Genomic DNA, 21059 nt, shown 5'->3' on the forward strand with positions numbered 1-21059 from the left:
AAATTATTTTTGCAGTGAACGTTAATTAAAAACTATCCATTTTGAATAACTCCAAAGCCCAAAAAATTATAAAAAAAATTCTTGAAGATTTAGAGCATGCAGGAATTATCACCAATACCCTTGTAGCCGAATTAAAAGATTTAAGACCCTATGCGGTAGAAGAACAAAGACCTGTAATTGCGAAAGCGATTAGGCTTACTTACCAACATATAGAAGAATATTACACTTTTGATATTCCTATCCCAGAAGATGATCCTCTTGAAGAGGAAAATGAGGAAGGAGAAATGGAAGTGGTTGAAAAAGAGGAAACCGAAAAGAAAGAATTTAATGCCGATGAAAGTTTGATCTACTTAATCAATTTGATTAAAGATGGTGACAACAAGCATAATATCGAAGAAATAAGAGAATACAACAAAGCACTTAACGATTACGAGTTTTAAGTCATAAAGTGTTGAAGCAAAAAAAAGAGGGATTTTAAAAAAAACCCTCTTTTTTTATTTTGAAACCACTACTGTTTATAGTTACGATTAAGTCCCTGCTTGTTGGCAAAGGCAGGTTGATTCTTCTATATTACTCTTGTTTCAATTGCCATTCCCAGGCGCTTTTTAGAGAGTCTTCTATGCCTAGCTCTGCTTTCCAACCTAAATCGGTGTTGGCTTTAGTAGTATCAGCGTAAGCTGCGGTGATATCTCCTTCTCTTCGGTCTACAATTTTATAAGGCAGTTTTTGCTGACTCACTTTTTCAAATGCTTGAATGACTTCTAAGACACTATTTCCTTTTCCAGTTCCTAAATTAAAAACCTCGTAATTCTTTTTATTCTTAGCATTGATAAGTCGTTCTAAAGCCACAATATGCGCTTTGGCCAAATCTACTACGTGAATATAATCTCTTACTGCAGTTCCGTCTGGAGTAGGATAATCATTTCCAAAAACAGAAAGTTCTTTTCTTTTTCCTGCTGCCGTTTGCGTAATAAACGGAATTAAATTTTGAGGCACCCCAATCGGTAATTCTCCTATCTCGGTAGATTTATGAGCACCAATGGGGTTAAAATAACGCAATGAAATCGCATTAAACTGCGGATTTGTTTTCGCATATTCTTGAATAATCTCCTCTCCTATTTGTTTGGTGTTTCCGTAAGGAGATTCTGCTTTTTTTACGGGAGCTTCTTCAGTAATAGGCAATTCATCGGCTTGACCGTAAACCGTACACGAAGAGCTAAAAATAAAGTTACTCAACTCTTTTCTACGCATTTCTTGTAAGACTAAAACCAGCGTATTGATGTTGTTTTCATAATACAAAAGTGGTTTCTCTACACTTTCTCCCACCGCTTTTGAAGCTGCAAAATGAATAATTCCGTCGAGGTCATGGTGTTCTTCAAAAAATTCACTTAACCTAAGCTTATCTTTTAAATCTATTTTATGAAATTGAGGTGACTTTTGGGTGATGGAAGTAATCCCCTCCAATACAGAAATACTGGAATTGGAAAGATTGTCTATAATAACAACTTCGTAATCTTTTTGAAGTAGTTCTACCACGGTATGAGAGCCAATAAAACCAAGCCCTCCCGTTACTAATATTTTCATGATTGAGATATTGATATCTAACAAACTTAGAAAATTATAATGAGAAATTAGTACTTTCACATTTAATTTTTCGAGGGTGTATTGCAATAAAACTGACGAAAATGCAATAGGAAAATAAATTTTTCAGAAGTTAAAAACCTACTAAGAAGAACCCTAAATTTACGTCGCTAAGCTCTTCTTTTTTATTAAAGATTAAAGTATCTTTGCAAAAACTTTATTTTATGGACAATTCTATCAAAGCTTTTAGAATCATTAGTGTGTTGGAAGCTATTTCTTTCTTGGTTTTACTTCTTATTGCTATGCCCTTAAAATACATTTGGGATATGCCAGAAATGGTACAAATTGTAGGGATGGCACACGGTATTTTATTTGTTCTTTATGTAATTGGTGCGTATTGGATGTATGAAAAGTTGAACTGGTCGTTTAAAACCTTAATAATCGTTGTGATTTGTTCTGTTCTTCCATTAGGACCTTTTTATGCCGACAATAAATATTTGCCAAAAAATAAAGCAGCTTAAATTTTAAGCTGCTTTATTTAGGAATCATATTTATTTGAGTCTGTCTTTTACATACTCTATTTCGGTTTTCCCATGAGGTTTTACCTTGCCTTGCTCGTTTAAACTTACCATCACAATTTTTTCGATGCTAATAATGGTTTCGCGAGTCATTTTGTTTCTCACTTCACACTTTAAGGTAAGCGAAGCCGTTCCAAATTTGGTAACCTCTAGTCCTATTTCTATAATATCTCCTTGTTTGGCCGAGCTTTTAAAGTCAATTTCACTCATAAACTTGGTGACTGTTTTAGGGTTTTCCAACTGAATAATCGCATATAAAGCGGCTTCTTCGTCTATCCACTCCAATAATCTGCCTCCAAATAAAGTTCCGTTAGGGTTTAAATCTTGGGGTTTAATCCATTTTCTAGTATGAAATCTCATGGTCTTTTGTTTTACTGAAATATAACTCAATCAATTTAAAATTTTGCCAAAGAATCATCAGCCTTTATGATAGCGATATTTGCAAAAGCTTTGCAGCATCTTTAATAATTAGCAGATGATCAAATGCTAATAGGAGTTACTATCAATAATTCGTCTTCTTCTAAAAATTCGCCAGACAAAGCCCATTCTCCTTTAAACGGTTCATTCTTTCTTTTGATAAGTAAGATTTTATACTTTTTTTCTTCCGACAGGAAAATAACAGCATCTGTGGTGATTGAAATTTTGGGTTTCGACATTATAAAGTTTTTGGAATCGCAATTTGCGTAGAAAAACGTTTGTTAAACTTTTCAATAAAATAAGCAGAAAGTAAAGGCGAAGACTCTTCGATATTTTGATGAATAAAAAAGTATAGATTTTTTAAACCGTGTCCATACCATTCTTCAATGCGGTCCAGCCAATCATCCAAACGATCATAATCTGAGCTATGATTAGCTCCGTTATAACGAATAAAAGCCGTTTGGTTGGTAAGACGCATATGGAGTAAATCCCGTCTTCCCGCGCTATCAGTAATAAGATTGCAGACGTTATATTTTAATAAAATGGCATTAAAATCATCTTCTACCGCTTTATCCTTAAACCAGTTTTCATTTCTTACTTCTATAGATAACGGAATCTCGTCGGGCCATTTTTCAAAAAAAGGAGTCAATCGGTCCATATCTTTAGGAAGAAAATTATCTGGCATTTGTAGAAATACCATTCCTAATTTATGCTCCAAACCCGTAAGATTTGCGGTAAAATCGGTGACTAAATCATCAGAATCCTGCAAACGTTTTAAATGACTAATGAGCCGAGGCACTTTGGGAAAAAACTTAAAATTTTCAACGGTTTTTTCTTTCCACTTTTCAAACTGCTCAAAAGGCCACATTCTGTAAAATGAAGCGTTGAGCTCTATGCTATTAAATTGAGTAGAATAATAGGTAAGCTCTTCTTTGGCACCTTTGGGATAGAAGCCTTTTAAATCTTTCTTATTCCATTTGGCACAGCCTATTCTCACATCATTCCAAGAATTAGGTTCAAACTTATGAAGGATGTTGTGCGTTTGCTCTTGATCTTTAGGTAAACTAAAATCAATAGCTTCGGGATGATCTACTCTTCCAAATTTCATAGCATAGGTTTATTCTGGATACTCAATTCTTAAGTGATAAATATTCTTCAGTTTTCGTTTTAAAATCTTTTTAATGGCTTGTATTTCTTTAAATGTAATGTTAGCATTTAAAAACTGACCTTCATCCATTTGCTTATTGATAATCTTCTCCACAAAATCATCTATTAAAGAGGCCGTAGGTTCTTTTAAACTTTTACTGGCAGCTTCCACACTATCACTCATCATCAAAATAGCGGTTTCTTTGCTAAAAGGAGTCGGACCAGGATATCTAAAGTTCTCTACATTTACATCTTCGTCGTTTTCTTGTGCTTTTTTATAAAAATAAAACACCAAACTCGTACCGTGATGGGTTCTAATAAAATCTATCAAACGATCTGGCAGATTATTTCGCTTGGCCATTTCAATCCCGTATACCACGTGATTAATAATGATTTCGGCACTTTCTTTAGGATCCAACTCATCATGAGGATTTACCGAGGTCGTTTGATTCTCTGTAAAATAAGTAGGATTCGCCATTTTTCCAATATCGTGATATAGCGCTCCTACCCTAACCAACATGGCATTACCTCCTATTTCATTAGCGGCAGCTTCAGCGAGATTCGCCACATTTAAACTGTGGTGAAAAGTACCCGGTGCCTTATTAGAAAGTTCCTTTAGCAGCTTAGAATTGGTATCAGAAAGTTCTAGTAAAGACATATCAGACACTAAACCAAATAGCTTTTCATAAGCGTAAATAAGCGGTTGTACAAAAAGTGTAGCAAATCCGCCAAGGAGAAACATCATCATCGTGGCATAATCAATCTTGCTGATATCACCTTCCTGAATAATAGTAAATGAGAAATAAGCAAAAATATAAACCGCAGTAATTTGTCCTACCGAGATAAATAGGTTGGCGCGTTTATAAAGTTCAGAAATGGTTAATATCGTTACAATCCCTGCAATGATTTGCAAAAACATGTACTCATAACTATTGGGAACAATAACTCCAAGAATAAGCACAGTTACGACATGAGTAAATAAGCCTAGTCTGGAATCAAAGAAAGCCTTCAGCGTAAGCGGAAGAATACAAAGCGGGACTACATATAAATAATCCACATTGATTTTCATCACGGTAGTAGTTAAGAAAACCGTGAGTAAAATGTTGAAAAAGATAAAAGTTACTTTGGTATTGTTCTCAAAAATATCATTTCTGTATTTATGAATAAACAAAAATAGCATGAGTAAGGCCAAAGAAACTAACAATAAATAACCCGTCACTACCACGTAGTAACTGGATTCTGTCCAAACTTTAGATTCGTATTCCGTTTTTAAAGAGATTAGAATTCGATACTTATTATTGTCGATGACCTCTCCTCTTTCAACAATTCGGCTTCCTTTAGAAATACTTCCGCGGGTATAGGAAATGGATCTAAGTTTAAGCTGCAAATCTTTTTCGGTTAACTCTTCATTGAGTTTAACATTGGGTTTAAGAATATTAAAGAAAAGTTCTTTTAATTGATTTTGATAGGCAGAAACCCGCGACGAACTTATTTTTTTATCTAAGTAAGTTCCTAGATTATCTTGGGGAATAATATTGTTATACACCACCTCTTGAGCTTCATTTCCTTTTTTAAGATAGACAATACTATTCTCGTTAAATCGGTTGACTTCTATTAAGATCCCGGTTTTATAGATATCATTTAGCGTTTTTTGAGAAAACTTAATCAATCTAACTCCGTGTAAAGCCATAATACTGTCCCCAAAAACAGCTCTAGCTTGCTTATCTAAATTGGCTTTAATCTGTTTTGGAATTGCTATATTATAGTCGTAATAAGGCGTATGGTTTTCCCTTATTTGCTCTTTTTCATCAGCAATTTCATCATTCGTTTTTAGAATTGCAAAATCAAACGGAGCGTATAGATTTTCATATTGCCAAGGCTTCCCTTTAGAAATATCATACTTGAATTTACTCCCCTTCGGAAAAAGGTAAACAATGATGGCCGTGGTTAGCAGATATAAAAATATCTTATAAATTAAGGCTTGGTTTTTATAAATTCCGTTTACAAATTTGCTCATACGTATTACTTGACATTCAAATGTACTAAAAAAACCATCGTAAGTTCATAAAGCGTTGGTCTGTTCTTTATAAATTAGTTAAATTCGCAGAAACTGATTTAAAATTAAAAACCATGAGTAAAGAAGTAGTTATAGTTAGTGCGGCAAGAACGCCTATTGGAAGTTTTTTAGGAAGCTTATCAAATGTTCCTGCTCCAAAATTAGGTTCCATTGCAATTAAAGGCGCTTTAGATAAAATAAATTTAGATCCCAAATTAGTACAAGAAGTATTAATGGGGAATGTAGTGCAAGCAGGTGTAGGACAAGCTCCAGCACGACAAGCTGCTTTAGGAGCAGGGATTTCAGATTCAGTTCCTTGTACCACAATTAATAAAGTTTGTGCCAGCGGAATGAAAGCGGTTATGCAAGCTGCGCAATCTATTGCTTTAGGTGACGCCGATATTATTGTTGCCGGTGGAATGGAGAACATGAGCTTAATCCCTCACTATATGCATTTGAGAAACGGACAAAAATTTGGTCCTAAACAAATGGAAGATGGCATGCAAAAAGACGGTTTAGTAGATGCTTACGACCATAATGCTATGGGAACTTGCGCAGATTTATGTGCAAATGAATATGAGTTTTCTAGAGAAGATCAAGATGCTTTTGCGGTAAAATCTTACGAGCGCTCTAAAAAAGCTTGGGCAGAAGGAAAATTTGATGAAGAAGTGATCCCTGTAGAAGTGCCACAACGAAGAGGAGAACCTGTAATCTTTAAAGAAGATGAGGAGTATAAAAATGTAAGAATGGATAAAATTTCTTCTTTACGTCCTGCATTTTCTAAAGATGGTACCGTAACAGCTGCCAATGCTTCTACCATTAATGATGGCGCTGGTGCTGTCGTATTAATGAGTAAAGAAAAAGCAGAAGAATTAGGATTAACTCCTTTAGCGACTATAAAAGGTTTTGCAGATGCTGCACAAGAGCCAAAATGGTTTACCACAGCTCCATCTAAAGCTTTACCAAAGGCACTAGCAAAAGCAGGAGTTACTCAAGATAAAATAGATTTTTTTGAATTTAATGAAGCTTTCTCGGTCGTTGGTTTAGCAAATATGAAAATATTAGGCTTAACAGACGAGAATGTGAATGTAAACGGAGGAGCAGTTTCTTTAGGTCACCCCTTAGGATGTTCTGGAGTAAGAATTATTATCACTCTTTTAAACGTATTGAAGCAAAATGACGCCAAATTAGGTGCTGCTGCCATATGTAATGGAGGTGGCGGTGCTTCGGCAATGATCATTGAAAGAAATTAATAGTATCCATATATAATTATAATGCATTACGGATTTTGTAACCTTAATATAGTTCCTGTGCGATGGGAACCTGCTGATTCTAGTGAAATGGTCACTCAACTTTTGTTTGGTGATCATTTTAAAGTCATAGAAAAAAGAAAAAAATGGAGCAAAATCCGTATTGCTTTTGATCAATATGAAGGTTGGATTGATAATAAACAGTACCTAGATATTACTGAAGATCAATATACCGAAATAGAGCAAACCCCTAATCAATTGACGGGTGATGTCATCGATTTTCTTCAAGATCAGCAAAATCAACTGATTCCCATTTCCCTAGGTGCCAATATTAATAAAGTTGAATTAGGTGGATATACCTATGAAGGTCGTAAGTTTCAAGGAAAAATACCTAAAGAGCAATTTTTGGAGACTGCCTTTCTTTATCTTCACGCGCCTTATCTTTGGGGAGGAAAAACTCCTTTTGGGATTGATTGCAGCGGATTAACGCAAATGGTATATAAGCTCAACGGATATAGCTTACTTAGAGATGCCTCCCAACAAGCAAGACAAGGAGAAGCTCTAAGCTTTATTGAAGAAAGTGAACCCGGAGATTTAGCTTTCTTTGACAATCAAGAAGGTGAAATTATTCATGTGGGCATTATAATGAGAGACAATTATGTTATTCATGCACACGGAAAAGTGAGAATAGACCGATTAGACCATAGCGGAATATTTAATGTAGACACTAAGCAATATTCACACAACCTGAGGGTGATAAAAAAGATCATCTAATAAAATTAGTTTTGATTTAAATTTTCATTCATAAAAAAAGCTTCCATTTTGGAAGCTTTTTTATGAATGGTATAAAGGGAGAACTTATTCTTTTAAAGCTTTTGCTTTTTCAGTTTCTCCTAGCATACTGTAAATCTGTGAGAGAATTTGAGCAGACTGTTTGTATTCTGCAGACTCTTTTGGCTTGTTCTGAATTACTTTCTCTAAATATGGAGTTGCTTCCGTATAAAGACTATTTCTTTCTTCTTGAAGCTCTTTATAGCGCTTATTATCTGCGTTTGACATTCCCAAACCGTTCATCTCTTCAATTATTCCTTTCTCTTTGTTTAAAATAGCAGAAGCAATATTAATGTTAGCATTCAACATTTCAGGATCAATTTTAATGGCTTTTTTATAATATCCAATTGCTTTCTCTGGATCACCCATTTTACTGGCAGTTACTCCTAAATTGTAATAAAGAGTAGCATTGCCGGGATCTATCTCAATCACTTTTTCGACTAACTGAGAATACTTATCCATTTTACCTAAGTTGTAGTAGATATCAGCTTCTGTCAACATAAGATTAGTGTCCTCTGGGCTTTCTTTTCTTGCCTGTTGAATTGCTTTTATGGCTTTTTCTTTTTCATCTTTTTGAAGATAAATCAAAGCTATGTTTTTAACTATATCTGGTCTTTTAGATTCTTCCTTAATGCTAGAAGGTTTAATATGACTTCCAGCTTTAATGTAGATATCTCTCTTATTCTTATCATTACCAAACTCTTCTACTTCTCCAGTCTCTTTATTCACCGCAGTGTAAATAGTTCCTTTTCCGGTATAACCTACATCTCTTAATTTTTTAAAATAGTTTAGAGCATTATCAAAATCTTCTGCTCTACTAGCATCATATGCTGCATAATAAAGATATAAAGTATCTTTATTACTTAAAGTATAAGCAGTATAAATTTTCTTTGAAGATTCCTTAAACTTTTCTTGTGTTTGATCTTCTGATGCTGCAGTAATCAAGACTCTTTTTACTTCTGCGATTCCTATTTTACCTTCCTCTTCTTCTCCTAAGACAATTGCTTTTTGAAAAGATTCTCCTGCGGTAATCAAATCCTCTGTTTTTAAAGTAGTCTCTTTTTTAGCCGCTAGAAACGCATTTCCTTTAGTAAGGTAAAAGTCTGCTTGTATTCTATCTTTTTCATTAGAAATAGCCCCCTCTACAGAGGTTAAAAGAGTTTTAGCCTCTGTATAATTTCCAGATTCTACTGCTTTTGCAGCTTTCCTAATTTCCTTCTTTTGTGCAATCGCCACAATTCCAATAAGGGAAAGACCAATACTAAGTGCTTTAGTTTTCATAATCATTATTTTTTTATTTTTTATTCTTCCTCGTCGTTAGGCTCAATAGTTGTGCCATTTTCACTTGTAGATGCGTCTAAAGAACCATTTTGGTTCTCTTCTAAACCTTCTTCATTCCCTTCCTCATCATCTTCGTTGGCAACTTTAGCTACTGCAGCAATCGAGTCATTACCTTTTAAATTAATTAAACGAACTCCCTGTGTGGCACGTCCCATAGTACGTAAACTTGATACAGCTATTCTAATGGCAATACCAGATTTATTGATGATCATTAAGTCATCACTATCGGTTACACTTCTAATGGTTACCAATTCTCCCGTTTTCTCTGTAATAGAAATGGTTTTCACACCTTTTCCTCCACGGTTGGTAATTCTATAGATTTCCTCTCCTGTTTCAGGATCATCAATAAAGGTACGTTTACCGTATCCGTTTTCAGAAACAACCAGTACGGTTTCTTCTTTAGGATCTTCTACGGCAATCATTCCTACTACTTCATCCTTATCGTGAGCAAGTCTAATTCCTCTCACTCCCGAAGCATTTCTACCCATAGGTCTTGTTTTACTTTCTTCAAAACGAATACATTTTCCGCTTTTAAGCGCTAACATTACTTGGCTATCGCCTGTAGTAAGCTTAGCAGAAAGTAATTCATCTCCATCCTTAATGGTAATGGCATTAATACCGTTGGTTCTTGGTCTAGAATACTGCTCCAAAGAAGTTTTCTTCACCTGACCTTTTTTGGTTGCCATAATCACATAATGACTATTGATGTACTCTTCGTTTTTCAAGTCTTGTGTACATATAAAAGCATTTACTCGGTCTTCAGGATCAATATTGATCAAGTTTTGAATGGCTCTACCTTTAGAAGATTTACTTCCTTCAGGGATTTCATAAACTCGCATCCAGAAACATTTTCCGTTTTGAGTAAAGAAAATCATATACTGGTGGTTGGTCCCTACAAACAGGTATTCTAAGAAATCTTCATTTCTTGTAGTGGAAGCTTTAGAACCAACTCCTCCTCTATTTTGTTTTTTATATTCTGAAAGCGGAGTCCTTTTAATATATCCTGCGTGAGAAATAGAAATCACTACTTGCTCATCAGGAATCATATCTTCCATACTTAAATCCCCTCCTGCGTAGTTAATTTCTGAACGTCTCTCATCACCATACTTATCTCTTATCTCTAAAAGCTCTTCTTTAATGATGGTCATTCTTCGTTCTTTGCTCGCAAGAATATCCTTTAAGTCTTCAATGGTTAACATTAACTCATCGTATTCTGTACGTAGCTTATCTTGTTCAAGACCTGTTAATTGTCTTAAACGCATTTCTACGATGGCTTTCGCCTGAATTTCGCTTAACTCGAACCGCTCAATTAATTTATTACGCGCTTCTTCTGTATTGCTAGAAGAACGAATCAAGGCAATCACTTCATCAATATTATCTGAAGCTATGATTAATCCTTCTAAGATGTGTGCTCGATCTTCGGCTTTCTTTAATTCAAATTCGGTTCTTCTTACTACTACTTCGTGACGGTGTTCCACAAAATATTGAATCATATCTTTTAGATTCAACATTTGAGGTCTTCCTTTTACCAAAGCAATGTTATTCACACTAAAAGAAGATTGTAGTGCTGTATGCTTAAATAAGGTATTTAAAACGATATTAGGAACAGCATCTCTTTTTAAGATATACACGATACGCATACCGTTTCTATCAGATTCATCTCTGATCAACGAAATACCCTCAATTTTCTTATCATTAACTAAGTCGGCGGTTTTCTTAATCATATCCGCCTTATTGACTTGATATGGAATCTCGGTCACCACGATGCATTCTTTGCCTTTCACTTCTTCATGAGTAGCTTTAGCTCTCATCACCACTCTACCTCTACCGGTTTTAAACGCTTCACGAACACCTTCGTATCCATAAATAACTCCTCCAGTAGGAAAATCGGGTGCTTTTATATATTCTATAAGCTGATCGATTTCAATATCGTGATCATCAATATAAGCAATGGTACCATCTATTACTTCCGTCAAGTTATGAGGAGGCATGTTGGTTGCCATACCTACAGCAATACCACTAGCTCCGTTCACCAAAAGATTAGGAACACGAGTAGGTAAAACCGTGGGTTCTTTTAAGGTATCATCAAAGTTAAGGGAATGATCTACCGTATCTTTATCGATATCGGCTAGCATATCCTCACTTATTTTACGCATTCTAGCCTCGGTATATCGCATTGCTGCAGGGCTATCGCCATCTACAGATCCAAAGTTACCTTGGCCATCTACCAACATATAACGAAGACTCCATTCTTGAGCCATTCTAACCATGGCATCATATACAGAGGTATCTCCGTGAGGGTGATACTTACCTAGTACCTCTCCTACGATTCTTGCTGATTTCTTATGTGCTCGGTTGGAAAATACACCTAATTCGTACATTCCAAATAATACTCTACGGTGAACTGGTTTTAAACCGTCACGAACGTCTGGCAGTGCACGTGACACAATGACTGACATTGAGTAATCAATGTAAGCCGATTTCATTTCATCTTCAATGTTGATAGGAATTAACTTCTCTCCTCCAGCCATAAAATTTTATTTAGTTAATAATCTTTATTCTAACGTGGCAATTTAATCATTTTCCCTATTATATAAAGCCTTTATGGAAGATTTTACACCTATTTTATTAACAAATATTTATTCGTTATTGGTTAATAATTAAATGCTACTATGCTTTGATTTTACACTATATTTTTGTCTATTAGCGTAGTGACCTTTATTGAGGTATGGTTTTTGAATTTATGAGTTGAAATTAATAAGAGGAGATAAGAAAATGGACGATAATTTTTCACCCAGAGTAAAAGATGTTATAACATACAGTAAGGAAGAGGCTTTACGCTTAGGTCACGATTTTATTGGGACAGAGCATTTGGTCTTAGGCTTGCTGCGTGATGGTAATGGAAAAGCCATAGATATATTAGAATCCTTAAATGTAGATTTAGATCATTTAAGACGAAAAGTTGAGATTTTAAGTCCGCTTAACGCGGATAGCTCTACCCTTTCTAATGAAAAGAAGAACCTTCATTTAACAAGACAAGCAGAAAGAGCTTTAAAAACTACCTTTTTGGAAGCTAAACTTTTTCAAAGTTCGTCTATTAATACGGCGCATTTATTATTATGTATTTTAAGAAATGAGAATGATCCTACCACCAAGCTTATCAATAAGCTTAAAGTAGATTATGATAACGTTAAAGACGAGTTTAAATCTATGATCACACAAGATAACGATTACGTAGAAGGTCCTACGTCTGAATCTTTTTCAGATGATGAGACCGCTTCAGATGATAATCCCAAGAATAATCCCTTTGGATCAAGCAATCCAAAAACAGGAAAGGCCAATAAAAAGTCTAAAACCCCAGTGTTGGATAACTTCGGAAGAGATCTTACTGAAATGGCCGATGATGGGAAACTAGATCCCGTAGTAGGTCGTGAAAAGGAAATTGAGCGGGTTTCTCAAATCCTGAGTAGAAGAAAGAAAAACAACCCCCTCCTTATTGGAGAACCTGGGGTTGGTAAAAGTGCCATCGCAGAAGGTTTAGCTTTGCGAATTGTACAACGAAAAGTTTCTCGAATTTTATTTGACAAACGTGTTGTTACTTTAGATTTGGCGAGCATCGTTGCAGGTACTAAATATAGAGGGCAGTTTGAAGAGCGTATGAAAGCCGTGATGAACGAACTCGAAAAGAATGATGACATCATCTTATTTATTGATGAGATTCACACCATAGTAGGTGCTGGAGGTGCCACTGGAAGCTTAGATGCCAGTAATATGTTTAAACCTGCTTTAGCAAGAGGGGAATTACAATGTATTGGTGCCACTACCCTAGATGAGTACAGACAGCATATTGAAAAAGATGGTGCTTTAGAAAGAAGGTTCCAAAAGGTCATCATTGAGCCAACATCGGTAGATGAAACCATAGAAATTCTTGACAATATCAAGTCGAAGTACGAGTCTCACCACAATGTAAATTATACAGACGAAGCTATACGCGCTTGTGTAAAACTAACGAATAGGTATATGACCGATCGTTTTTTACCAGACAAGGCCATCGATGCTTTAGATGAAGCTGGTTCTCGTGTGCACATTACCAATATTGAGGTTCCTAAAAAGATTTTAGATCTAGAACGCCAATTAGATGAGGTTAGGGAGACTAAAAATACGGTAGTTAAAAAGCAGAAATATGAAGAGGCTGCCAAATTAAGAGATGACGAAAAGAAGATAGAAAAAGAACTGGAAATCGCTCAAGAACGTTGGGAAGAGGAATCTAAACAACATAAAGAAATCGTAACCGATGAACATGTAGCCGATGTCGTTTCGATGATGACCGGGATTCCCGTGAATAGAATTGCACAGACTGAAAGCAATAAATTGGCCGAATTACCTAACCTGATAAAAGGAAAAGTAATTGGTCAAGATGAAGCGGTCAATAAAGTAGTAAAAGCGATTCAGCGAAATAGAGCCGGATTAAAAGATCCTAACAAACCCATTGGGTCGTTTATCTTTTTAGGACAAACTGGAGTAGGTAAAACGCAATTAGCAAAGGTGTTGGCGAAAGAATTATTCGACAATGAAGACACGCTTATCAGAATTGATATGAGTGAATATATGGAGAAGTTTGCCGTTTCTAGACTAATTGGAGCTCCTCCAGGATACGTGGGATACGAAGAAGGCGGACAGTTAACCGAAAAAGTGAGACGTAAGCCTTACGCGGTAGTTCTTTTAGATGAAGTAGAAAAAGCGCATCCAGATGTGTTTAATATGATGCTTCAGGTGTTAGATGATGGTTATTTAACCGATAGTTTAGGCCGTAAAATTGACTTTAGAAATACCATTATCATTATGACTTCCAATATTGGAGCTCGTAAGTTGAAAGATTTTGGTCAAGGAGTTGGGTTTGGAACTCAGGCGAAAAAGAGTCAGACAGATGAGAATACCAGAGGAATTATAGAAAACGCGTTAAAGAAAGCCTTTGCCCCTGAATTCTTGAATAGAATTGATGATGTGGTTATTTTCAACTCTTTAGAAAGAGAAGACATCCATAAAATTATCGACATTGAATTGGCGAAACTATTTGATAGAATCGAAGATTTAGGATATAACTTAGAACTTTCTGATGCGGCAAAAGATTTTATTGCTGAAAAAGGATTCGATAAGCAGTACGGGGCTAGACCTTTAAACAGAGCTATCCAGAAATATGTAGAAGATGCCTTAGCGGAAGAAATTATCACTTCCAAAATGGCGGAAGGAGATAAAGTAAAAATGGATCTCAACAAAGAAAAAACTGAATTGGTCATCGAAATAAAAAAAGCGAAAAAGAAAAAAGAAGAATCCGAATAAATGAAATCTAAATGCAAAAAAGCCTCATATCTTATTAGATATGAGGCTTTTTTTTGCTTTATATAAAAACTAGAACGTTTTAATTACAAAACATCAAGTCTTTATCAATATCAAATTGATGCAAGAAACGCTTAGCGTTGGCTATTTCTGTAGCCATGACTTTATCTTGTTTTACAATTGGCACCTCTTCTCTAAACCCAGTTACCAATTGCTCTATAAATGCAGATGATTTTAAAGGCTCTCTATAATATAAAGCCTGTGAAGCATTAAACAATTCGATGGCTAACACAGAATTTAGGTTCTCTACCACTTTAATCAGTTTGGTGGCAGAATTTGCTCCCATACTTACGTGATCTTCCTGTCCGTTAGAAGAAACAATAGAATCAATACTCGCTGGAGTACAATATTGTTTATTCTGACTTACGATACTTGCCGCTGTATATTGCGGAATCATAAACCCATTATTCAACCCTGGATCATCTACTAAAAACATAGGCAGTCCTCGTAATCCCGAAACCAACTGGTAAATTCTTCTTTCAGAGATATTACCTAATTCCGCGACAGCGATCGCCAAATAATCCATCCCTAAAGCTAAAGGCTGACCGTGAAAGTTTCCGCCAGAGATAATTTTATCTTGTTCTACAAAAAGATTAGGATTATCGGTAACGCTATTAATTTCAGTTTTTACCGTTTGATGCACAAAACGAATGGTGTCTTTAGAAGCACCATGAACTTGTGGAATACATCTAAACGAATAAGGATCTTGAACGCTTTCCTTCGTTTTATGAGCGATTTCACTTCCTTCTAAGAAACTTAAGATTCGCTCGGCAGTTTTTACTTGTCCGCGATGGGGTCTTACCTCGTGAACCAACGGATCAAAAGGGGATAAATTACAATCAAAACCTTCTACAGAAACAGCGCTAATCGCATCGGCTAAATACGAAAGCTTATAGACTTCAATTAAAGAAAATACGGCGTGAGCACTCATAAACTGAGTTCCGTTAAGCAAAGCCAAACCTTCTTTAGACCTTAACTCTAGTGCTTTTAACTTATTAGACTTCAATACTTTTTCTGAAGGCTGTACTTTTCCTTTATAAACCACTTCTCCCTTTCCTAAAAGCGGTAAAGACATATGTGCCAAAGGCGATAAATCTCCCGAAGCTCCTAAGGATCCTTGTTCATAAATTACGGGAATAATATCCTTATTAAAAAACTCAATGAGACGCTCTACGGTTTCTAAAGCGATTCCTGAATGACCGTAACTTAACGACTGGATCTTAAGCAACATCATGATTTTCACAATCTTGTCACTTACGCGATCACCAGTTCCACAAGCGTGAGAAATCACTAGGTTTTCTTGCAGTTGAACCAAGTTATCTTTAGAAATTTTTACGTTGCATAAAGAACCAAATCCGGTATTGATTCCGTAGAAAGGCTCTACAGAATTATCTATTTTCTCATCCAGGTATTTTCTAGATTTCTGAATGTATAATTTAGCTTCCTCACTCAGTTCTAATTGAATGTTTTCATCAATTATTTTTTGAATATGATGGATATCTAAAATATCTCTACTTATATAATGTATTTCTTTCATGGTAAATTTCAGTAAATAGGTTAGTCAATTCGCAAAATTAAGCTTTTGTTTCAGGTTTCTCAAACAAACTCCTAATGGCTTTTCCTAAATAGGCGGTAATATCGCTAGCGATTAAGGCATCTGGCACAGTATCAGCTACTACCAAGTCTCCGGCTTTCGCGTGTATAAAAACTCCAAATACTGCTGCAATCGCAGGATCATAACCTTGGGCCAATAAACCTGCTATCACTCCAGAGAGCACATCTCCGCTTCCAGCAGTTGCCATCCCTGGATTTCCATTGGTGTTGATGTATATATTGTCGCTAGAAACCGTCATCGTATAAGCACCTTTAATTACCATGGTAACTTTATATTTATCAGAAAATTTTTGAACTTTGTCTAATTTTTCAAAATCATTCTTCCAGCTTCCAATTAAGCGTTCTAATTCTTTGGGATGTGGCGTTAAAATTGATTTCTCCGGAATTAATTCCAACAACTCTGAATATTTACTCAACATATTAAGTCCGTCGGCGTCAATAAGCATCGGGGTCTTCACTTGATTTAGTAAGGTCGTTAGAAGTTCTATAGATTTTTCGTTGGTTCCTGCTCCCATTCCAAAAGCCACAATATCTTCTTTTTTTAGTTCCAATTTCATGTCTGCTAAATGGATATCGTGGGGCACCACTTCTACCATCGCTTCTGGTACACTAGTTTGTAAAATATCATAACCACATTGAGGAATCACCGCAGTTACTTTTCCTACACCTATTCTTAGCGCTGCTTTACTCGACAAAGTCATACTTCCCATCATCCCATAGCTTCCCCCAACCATATAGGTATGACCGTAATTCCCTTTATGGGTAAATTTAGATCTGGGTTGGTATAGGCTTGCGGCTTGCTCCTCTCCTATTAATATCGCTTTCGCTGGATTTTCAGCAAGATACTGTCCATCAATTCCTATATCTATAATTTGAACATTTCCGGCAAACGGAGCTGTTTCTGGAAGGAAGAAGGCCAGTTTCGGAGCTTGAAACGTAAGGGTATAATTGGCTTCTACAATAGGCTGATCTGCAATAATCTCATCGGCCAACATTCCCGAAGGCATATCTATAGCTACTTTAAAAGCTTTAGATTCGTTGATGCGAACAATCAGTTTTTGCACCCATTCTACTAAAGGTCGATTGAGCCCTATTCCAAAAATAGCATCAATCACAAAATCATTAGATTTGATTTCGGGAAAATCGTCTTCAGACTTTAATAAAACAGGCCAATTTTTGGTGTCTTCTTTTAAGGTTCTATAATTTTCTAGAAAGCCTTCAGATCTTTTATCGCTGTAATTCACCACATAGACATCAACATGATAGCCTTCTCGCACCAATTTTCTAGCGACTACTAGCCCGTCACCACCATTGTTTCCAATTCCGCAGAAAACTTTAATCTTTATTTCGGCGCCATTAAGTCTATTGTTAATTTCCTCAAAAATCCTAGAAGAAGCCCTCTCCATAAGCTCTAAGGAGGTTATTTTTTGTTTTTCTTGGGTAATTTTATCAGCTTCGTGAAGTTGTTCAGCGCTAAATATTTTCATGAGTTTTCTGTTTTACACAAAGATAACAATCTTTAAAAACTAGCTTGGAATAAACTATAATTTGATTGTTGCTAAAACACGTACAATACTTTACCTTTGCACAAAATTTTTATACTATGAAGACGACACAACTTACACATATACATGAAGCTTTAGGAGCCAAAATGGTTCCGTATGCAGGTTACAATATGCCTGTTTCCTATGAAGGCGTAAATGCCGAGCATGAAACCGTTCGTAAAGGAGTGGGTATTTTTGATGTTTCTCATATGGGAGAATTTTTGGTATCTGGTCCCAAAGCTTTAGATTTAATTCAGAAAATAACGACCAATGATGCTTCTAAATTAAAAGACGGAAAAGCGCAATATACCTGTATGCCCAATCTTACGGGGGGAATTGTAGATGATTTGATCATTTACAGAATGAATGAAGAAAAATACCTTTTGGTGGTAAATGCTTCTAATATAGATAAGGATTGGAACTGGATTGCAGAGAATAATACGATGGAAGCCGATGTAAAGGATCTTTCTGATGAATATTGTTTATTAGCCATTCAAGGTCCTAAAGCAATTGAAGCCATGCAGCCTCTAACTTCTACGGATTTATCAGCTATAAAGTTTTATAATTTTGAAGTCTCCGATTTTGCAGGAGAAGATCAAATTATTATTTCTGCAACTGGTTATACCGGAAGTGGCGGATTCGAAATTTACTGTAAAAATCACAATGCAGAAGCGATTTGGAATGCGGTTTTAAAAGCAGGAGAAGACTACGGAATTAAGCCTATAGGCCTTGCTGCTAGAGATACCTTAAGATTAGAAATGGGACTTTGTCTTTACGGAAACGATATCGACGAGACCACCTCTCCTATTGAAGCTGGTTTAGGCTGGATCACCAAATTCACCAAAGATTTTGTCAATTCAGAAAACCTGAAGAAAGAAAAAGAACAAGGCCCTAAAAGAAGGTTGATCGCTTTTGAAATGCTAGAAAGAGGAATTCCTAGAAAAGATTACCCTATTTTAGATGAAAACGGAAATGAAATAGGACACGTAACCTCGGGTACGCAATCTCCTTCTACAGGAAAAGCCATTGGAATGGGTTATGTAAAAACCGAATTTAAAGCGGTAGATACTCCTATTCAAATTCAAATAAGAAAGAAAACCATTCCAGCAATTATCGTAAAACCTCCTTTTTATAAAGGGTAGTTTTACTTTTTAGTCTATAAAAAACTAGTGTTCAAGAAAATTCAACTTTTCTGAACACTAGTTTCTTTTGGATGATTCGTGTTTCATATTCAGATCAAAGTTTAAAATTTGACTCTCTCTGCACGCTGCATCCAATATTCTTTATTTTACAACGTTTTTAAAAGAAAGATTTCAGATTAAACATTCAAAAAAAATACTAATTCTTGGCGGCAGCGGATTCTTAGGACAAGCGCTTTATAAAGAACTTCTGCCCTATTTTAACGTACACGCCACCTATAAAACTCCAAATAGTACTTGGGATAACAACCATCAATTTCATTGGTGGGATGCCGAGACCGAGAGTGTGAGCTTTTTATTGGAATCTTTAAAACCAGATTTGGTGATTTGCGCTTTACGCGGAAATTTTAATGCACAAATTTATGCTCATTTTGAAGCGATAGAATATGTGATGAGAACCCACACTAAAATTATTTTCCTCTCCTCTTCTAACGTGTTTGATGCCTTTACCAATTTTCCGTCTTACGAATATGACAAGACCCTTTCTATGAGTGTGTATGGGCGTTTTAAAATTAAAATAGAAAATGCGTTGCTGCGATTACCGGTAGAAAATTATGTGATTGCCCGAGTTCCTATGATTTATGGCGCCAACTCTCCGCGTTTAGAGGAGTTAAAAACCTTCCATAAAATAGAAGAATCCATAGAAGTATTTCCTAATGTGGTGATGAATGCTACAAGCGTTAATCGGCTAACACAGCAAATTCATTATATTATTAATCATGATTTGGGCGGTGTTTTTCATTTGGGAAGCAAAGATTTAATTCATCATAAAGATCTGGTGATGGAGATTTGCAAAAAAATGGAACTTAAAGATATTGTACTTAAGAATGTATACGACTCTAACGACGATCGTTACATTGCAGTCTTACCAAAAAACAATTTACTTCCAGATAATTTGCAATTTACCGTTGAAGATGTCGTAGAAGATTCTGTTTCATTTCCGTAGACTTTAGTATCTTTAAGCTGAACTAAAAAACTAGAAAATGAAAAAGTTGAGCGAGAAAGAAATCAAGAATAAGTTAAAGGATTTTGAAGGTTGGGAATTTCATGACGATAGCATTCAAACCAAATTTGAGTTTCAAGATTTTAAAGAAACCTTCTCCATTATGACCCGCATTGCTTTTGAAGCAGAAGCACAACAACATCACCCTGAGTGGACCAATGTTTTTAATACTTTAAGCATTTCTCTTTCTACCCACGACGCTGGCGGAGTTACCGAAAAAGATTTTAAAATGGTAGAGGCGATAGAAAATATTATCGAAGTAGATTAACATCAGTATTTTTATTAAATTTGTTCATCTTGAAATCAATATAAAAAATTATGGGAAGAGCTTTTGAGTTCCGTAAAGCGCGAAAAATGAAACGATGGTCAGCGATGTCCAAAGCCTTTACTCGTATTGGAAAAGATATCGTAATGGCCGTAAAAGAAGGCGGACCAGATCCTGATACTAATTCAAAATTACGGGCGGTAATTCAAAACGCGAAAAGTGTCAACATGCCTAAAGACAATATTGAGCGCGCCATTAAACGGGCGAGTGATAAAAGTCTGGGTGATTATAAAGAGGTCTTATTTGAAGGCTATGCGCCACACGGAATCGCTATTCTAGTAGAAACTGCCACCGATAATAATACGAGAACCGTAGCTAATATTCGTTCTTATTTTAATAAATGTGATGGTCACCTGGGAACTTCAGGATCGGTAGAATTTATGTTTGACCATACCTGTAACTTTAAAATTCCGGCAGAAGATCTTGATGCGGAAGAATTAGAATTAGAATTTATAGATTTTGGTGCCGAAGAAGTTTTTGAAGATGAAGACGGAATCTTAATTTACGCTCCCTTTGAGAGCTTTGGAGCGATACAAAAAGAATTAGAAGATCGAGAAATCGAAATTATCTCTTCTGGTTTTGAACGTATTCCCACCGTAACCAAAGAAATTTCTAAAGAAGATCAAGAAGATGTAGAGAAACTCCTCGAAAAAATTGAAGAAGATGATGATGTGCAAAATGTATATCACACCATGAAAGAAACAGAAGATTAAACATCTATTATCTCAAAAAAAAAGACCTTGAAAGAAGCTATTTTAACTTCTCTCAAGGTCTTTT

The 21059-nt window shown here is 35.7% G+C and carries 18 protein-coding genes; 9 read left to right on the top strand and 9 right to left on the bottom strand.

The window, feature by feature from the left end; genetic code table 11:
- The first annotated feature begins 41 nt into the window (after positions 1-41).
- On the top strand, positions 42-440 hold the full coding sequence (locus tag RBU60_RS08725) for a hypothetical protein (protein ID WP_308864465.1): 399 nt from the start codon (positions 42-44) through the stop codon (positions 438-440).
- A gap of 130 nt (positions 441-570) precedes the next feature.
- On the opposite strand, the gene galE is transcribed toward RBU60_RS08725, so the two are convergent.
- On the bottom strand, positions 571-1584 hold the full coding sequence (gene galE / locus RBU60_RS08730; RefSeq protein WP_308864466.1) for a UDP-glucose 4-epimerase GalE: 1014 nt from the start codon (positions 1582-1584) through the stop codon (positions 571-573).
- A 221-nt stretch (positions 1585-1805) separates the two neighbouring features.
- Between galE and RBU60_RS08735 the strand changes: the two genes are divergently transcribed.
- Positions 1806-2102 (top strand): DUF3817 domain-containing protein, encoded by a 297-nt coding sequence (locus tag RBU60_RS08735; protein WP_308864467.1) that lies wholly within the window; start codon positions 1806-1808, stop codon positions 2100-2102.
- 30 nt (positions 2103-2132) lie between these two features.
- Here RBU60_RS08735 and RBU60_RS08740 read toward each other — a convergent pair whose 3' ends face one another.
- The 4 genes from RBU60_RS08740 to RBU60_RS08755 all read right to left on the bottom strand — a co-directional run bounded on the left by RBU60_RS08740 (position 2133) and on the right by RBU60_RS08755 (position 5739).
- Positions 2133-2519, bottom strand: a complete 387-nt coding sequence (locus RBU60_RS08740; protein ID WP_308864468.1) for an acyl-CoA thioesterase — start codon at positions 2517-2519, stop codon at positions 2133-2135.
- A gap of 119 nt (positions 2520-2638) precedes the next feature.
- Complete coding sequence (locus tag RBU60_RS08745) at positions 2639-2815, bottom strand: NUDIX domain-containing protein (RefSeq protein WP_308864469.1); 177 nt, start codon at positions 2813-2815, stop codon at positions 2639-2641.
- Positions 2815-3684 (bottom strand): DUF72 domain-containing protein, encoded by an 870-nt coding sequence (locus tag RBU60_RS08750; RefSeq protein ID WP_308864470.1) that lies wholly within the window; start codon positions 3682-3684, stop codon positions 2815-2817. The genes RBU60_RS08745 and RBU60_RS08750 overlap by 1 nt, the downstream gene beginning before the upstream one ends.
- A gap of 9 nt (positions 3685-3693) precedes the next feature.
- Entirely contained in the window at positions 3694-5739 is a 2046-nt protein-coding gene (locus RBU60_RS08755) for an HD family phosphohydrolase (protein WP_308864471.1), read from the bottom strand.
- Positions 5740-5852: 113 nt separating this feature from the next.
- Between RBU60_RS08755 and RBU60_RS08760 the strand changes: the two genes are divergently transcribed.
- On the top strand, positions 5853-7031 hold the full coding sequence (locus tag RBU60_RS08760; protein WP_308864473.1) for an acetyl-CoA C-acyltransferase: 1179 nt from the start codon (positions 5853-5855) through the stop codon (positions 7029-7031).
- 21 nt (positions 7032-7052) lie between these two features.
- Positions 7053-7802 (top strand): C40 family peptidase, encoded by a 750-nt coding sequence (locus RBU60_RS08765; RefSeq protein ID WP_308864474.1) that lies wholly within the window; start codon positions 7053-7055, stop codon positions 7800-7802.
- An 84-nt stretch (positions 7803-7886) separates the two neighbouring features.
- On the opposite strand, the gene RBU60_RS08770 is transcribed toward RBU60_RS08765, so the two are convergent.
- Positions 7887-9140: a tetratricopeptide repeat protein gene (locus RBU60_RS08770; protein ID WP_308864475.1), complete on the bottom strand. Its 1254-nt coding sequence runs from the start codon at positions 9138-9140 to the stop codon at positions 7887-7889.
- A 20-nt stretch (positions 9141-9160) separates the two neighbouring features.
- A complete protein-coding gene (gene gyrA, locus RBU60_RS08775; protein WP_308864477.1) occupies positions 9161-11731 on the bottom strand; it encodes a DNA gyrase subunit A in 2571 nt (856 codons plus the stop codon).
- Positions 11732-11975: 244 nt separating this feature from the next.
- Here gyrA and RBU60_RS08780 point away from each other — a divergent pair, with 244 nt between their 5' ends.
- Entirely contained in the window at positions 11976-14540 is a 2565-nt protein-coding gene (locus RBU60_RS08780; RefSeq protein WP_308864501.1) for an ATP-dependent Clp protease ATP-binding subunit, read from the top strand.
- 79 nt (positions 14541-14619) lie between these two features.
- Here the strand turns inward: RBU60_RS08780 and hutH are convergent, their stop codons facing one another.
- Together hutH and RBU60_RS08790 are read right to left on the bottom strand one after the other, a co-directional pair.
- Positions 14620-16134 (bottom strand): histidine ammonia-lyase, encoded by a 1515-nt coding sequence (gene hutH, locus RBU60_RS08785; RefSeq protein WP_308864478.1) that lies wholly within the window; start codon positions 16132-16134, stop codon positions 14620-14622.
- A 37-nt stretch (positions 16135-16171) separates the two neighbouring features.
- On the bottom strand, positions 16172-17698 hold the full coding sequence (locus RBU60_RS08790) for an NAD(P)H-hydrate dehydratase (protein WP_308864479.1): 1527 nt from the start codon (positions 17696-17698) through the stop codon (positions 16172-16174).
- 116 nt (positions 17699-17814) lie between these two features.
- Between RBU60_RS08790 and gcvT the strand changes: the two genes are divergently transcribed.
- The 4 genes from gcvT to RBU60_RS08810 all read left to right on the top strand — a co-directional run bounded on the left by gcvT (position 17815) and on the right by RBU60_RS08810 (position 20995).
- Entirely contained in the window at positions 17815-18897 is a 1083-nt protein-coding gene (gene gcvT / locus RBU60_RS08795; protein ID WP_308864480.1) for a glycine cleavage system aminomethyltransferase GcvT, read from the top strand.
- Positions 18898-19096: 199 nt separating this feature from the next.
- A complete protein-coding gene (locus tag RBU60_RS08800) occupies positions 19097-19900 on the top strand; it encodes a sugar nucleotide-binding protein (protein WP_308864502.1) in 804 nt (267 codons plus the stop codon).
- A gap of 37 nt (positions 19901-19937) precedes the next feature.
- Positions 19938-20225, top strand: a complete 288-nt coding sequence (locus RBU60_RS08805; protein WP_308864481.1) for a 4a-hydroxytetrahydrobiopterin dehydratase — start codon at positions 19938-19940, stop codon at positions 20223-20225.
- A gap of 50 nt (positions 20226-20275) precedes the next feature.
- The gene (locus RBU60_RS08810; RefSeq protein WP_308864482.1) at positions 20276-20995 is read left to right on the top strand and encodes a YebC/PmpR family DNA-binding transcriptional regulator; all 720 of its coding nucleotides are present in this window, start codon (positions 20276-20278) and stop codon (positions 20993-20995) included.
- The last annotated feature ends 64 nt before the right edge of the window (positions 20996-21059 follow it).

The sequence above is a fragment of the Mesonia profundi genome, from assembly GCF_031085155.1.
In the GTDB taxonomy this organism is placed as follows: domain Bacteria; phylum Bacteroidota; class Bacteroidia; order Flavobacteriales; family Flavobacteriaceae; genus Mesonia; species Mesonia profundi.

Excerpts from the sequence above, each read along its gene's own strand:
- RBU60_RS08770 (WP_308864475.1), bottom strand. The coding sequence starts at position 9,140 with ATGAAAACTAAAGCACTTAGTATTGGTCTTTCCCTTATTGGAATTGTG.
- hutH (WP_308864478.1), bottom strand. The coding sequence starts at position 16,134 with ATGAAAGAAATACATTATATAAGTAGAGATATTTTAGATATCCATCAT.
- RBU60_RS08760 (WP_308864473.1), top strand. The coding sequence starts at position 5,853 with ATGAGTAAAGAAGTAGTTATAGTTAGTGCGGCAAGAACGCCTATTGGA.
- RBU60_RS08780 (WP_308864501.1), top strand. The coding sequence starts at position 11,976 with ATGGACGATAATTTTTCACCCAGAGTAAAAGATGTTATAACATACAGT.
- gyrA (WP_308864477.1), bottom strand. The coding sequence starts at position 11,731 with ATGGCTGGAGGAGAGAAGTTAATTCCTATCAACATTGAAGATGAAATG.
- RBU60_RS08745 (WP_308864469.1), bottom strand. The coding sequence starts at position 2,815 with ATGTCGAAACCCAAAATTTCAATCACCACAGATGCTGTTATTTTCCTG.
- gcvT (WP_308864480.1), top strand. The coding sequence starts at position 17,815 with ATGAAGACGACACAACTTACACATATACATGAAGCTTTAGGAGCCAAA.
- RBU60_RS08810 (WP_308864482.1), top strand. The coding sequence starts at position 20,276 with ATGGGAAGAGCTTTTGAGTTCCGTAAAGCGCGAAAAATGAAACGATGG.
- RBU60_RS08755 (WP_308864471.1), bottom strand. The coding sequence starts at position 5,739 with ATGAGCAAATTTGTAAACGGAATTTATAAAAACCAAGCCTTAATTTAT.
- RBU60_RS08735 (WP_308864467.1), top strand. The coding sequence starts at position 1,806 with ATGGACAATTCTATCAAAGCTTTTAGAATCATTAGTGTGTTGGAAGCT.
- RBU60_RS08805 (WP_308864481.1), top strand. The coding sequence starts at position 19,938 with ATGAAAAAGTTGAGCGAGAAAGAAATCAAGAATAAGTTAAAGGATTTT.
- galE (WP_308864466.1), bottom strand. The coding sequence starts at position 1,584 with ATGAAAATATTAGTAACGGGAGGGCTTGGTTTTATTGGCTCTCATACC.
- RBU60_RS08750 (WP_308864470.1), bottom strand. The coding sequence starts at position 3,684 with ATGAAATTTGGAAGAGTAGATCATCCCGAAGCTATTGATTTTAGTTTA.
- RBU60_RS08740 (WP_308864468.1), bottom strand. The coding sequence starts at position 2,519 with ATGAGATTTCATACTAGAAAATGGATTAAACCCCAAGATTTAAACCCT.
- RBU60_RS08765 (WP_308864474.1), top strand. The coding sequence starts at position 7,053 with ATGCATTACGGATTTTGTAACCTTAATATAGTTCCTGTGCGATGGGAA.
- RBU60_RS08790 (WP_308864479.1), bottom strand. The coding sequence starts at position 17,698 with ATGAAAATATTTAGCGCTGAACAACTTCACGAAGCTGATAAAATTACC.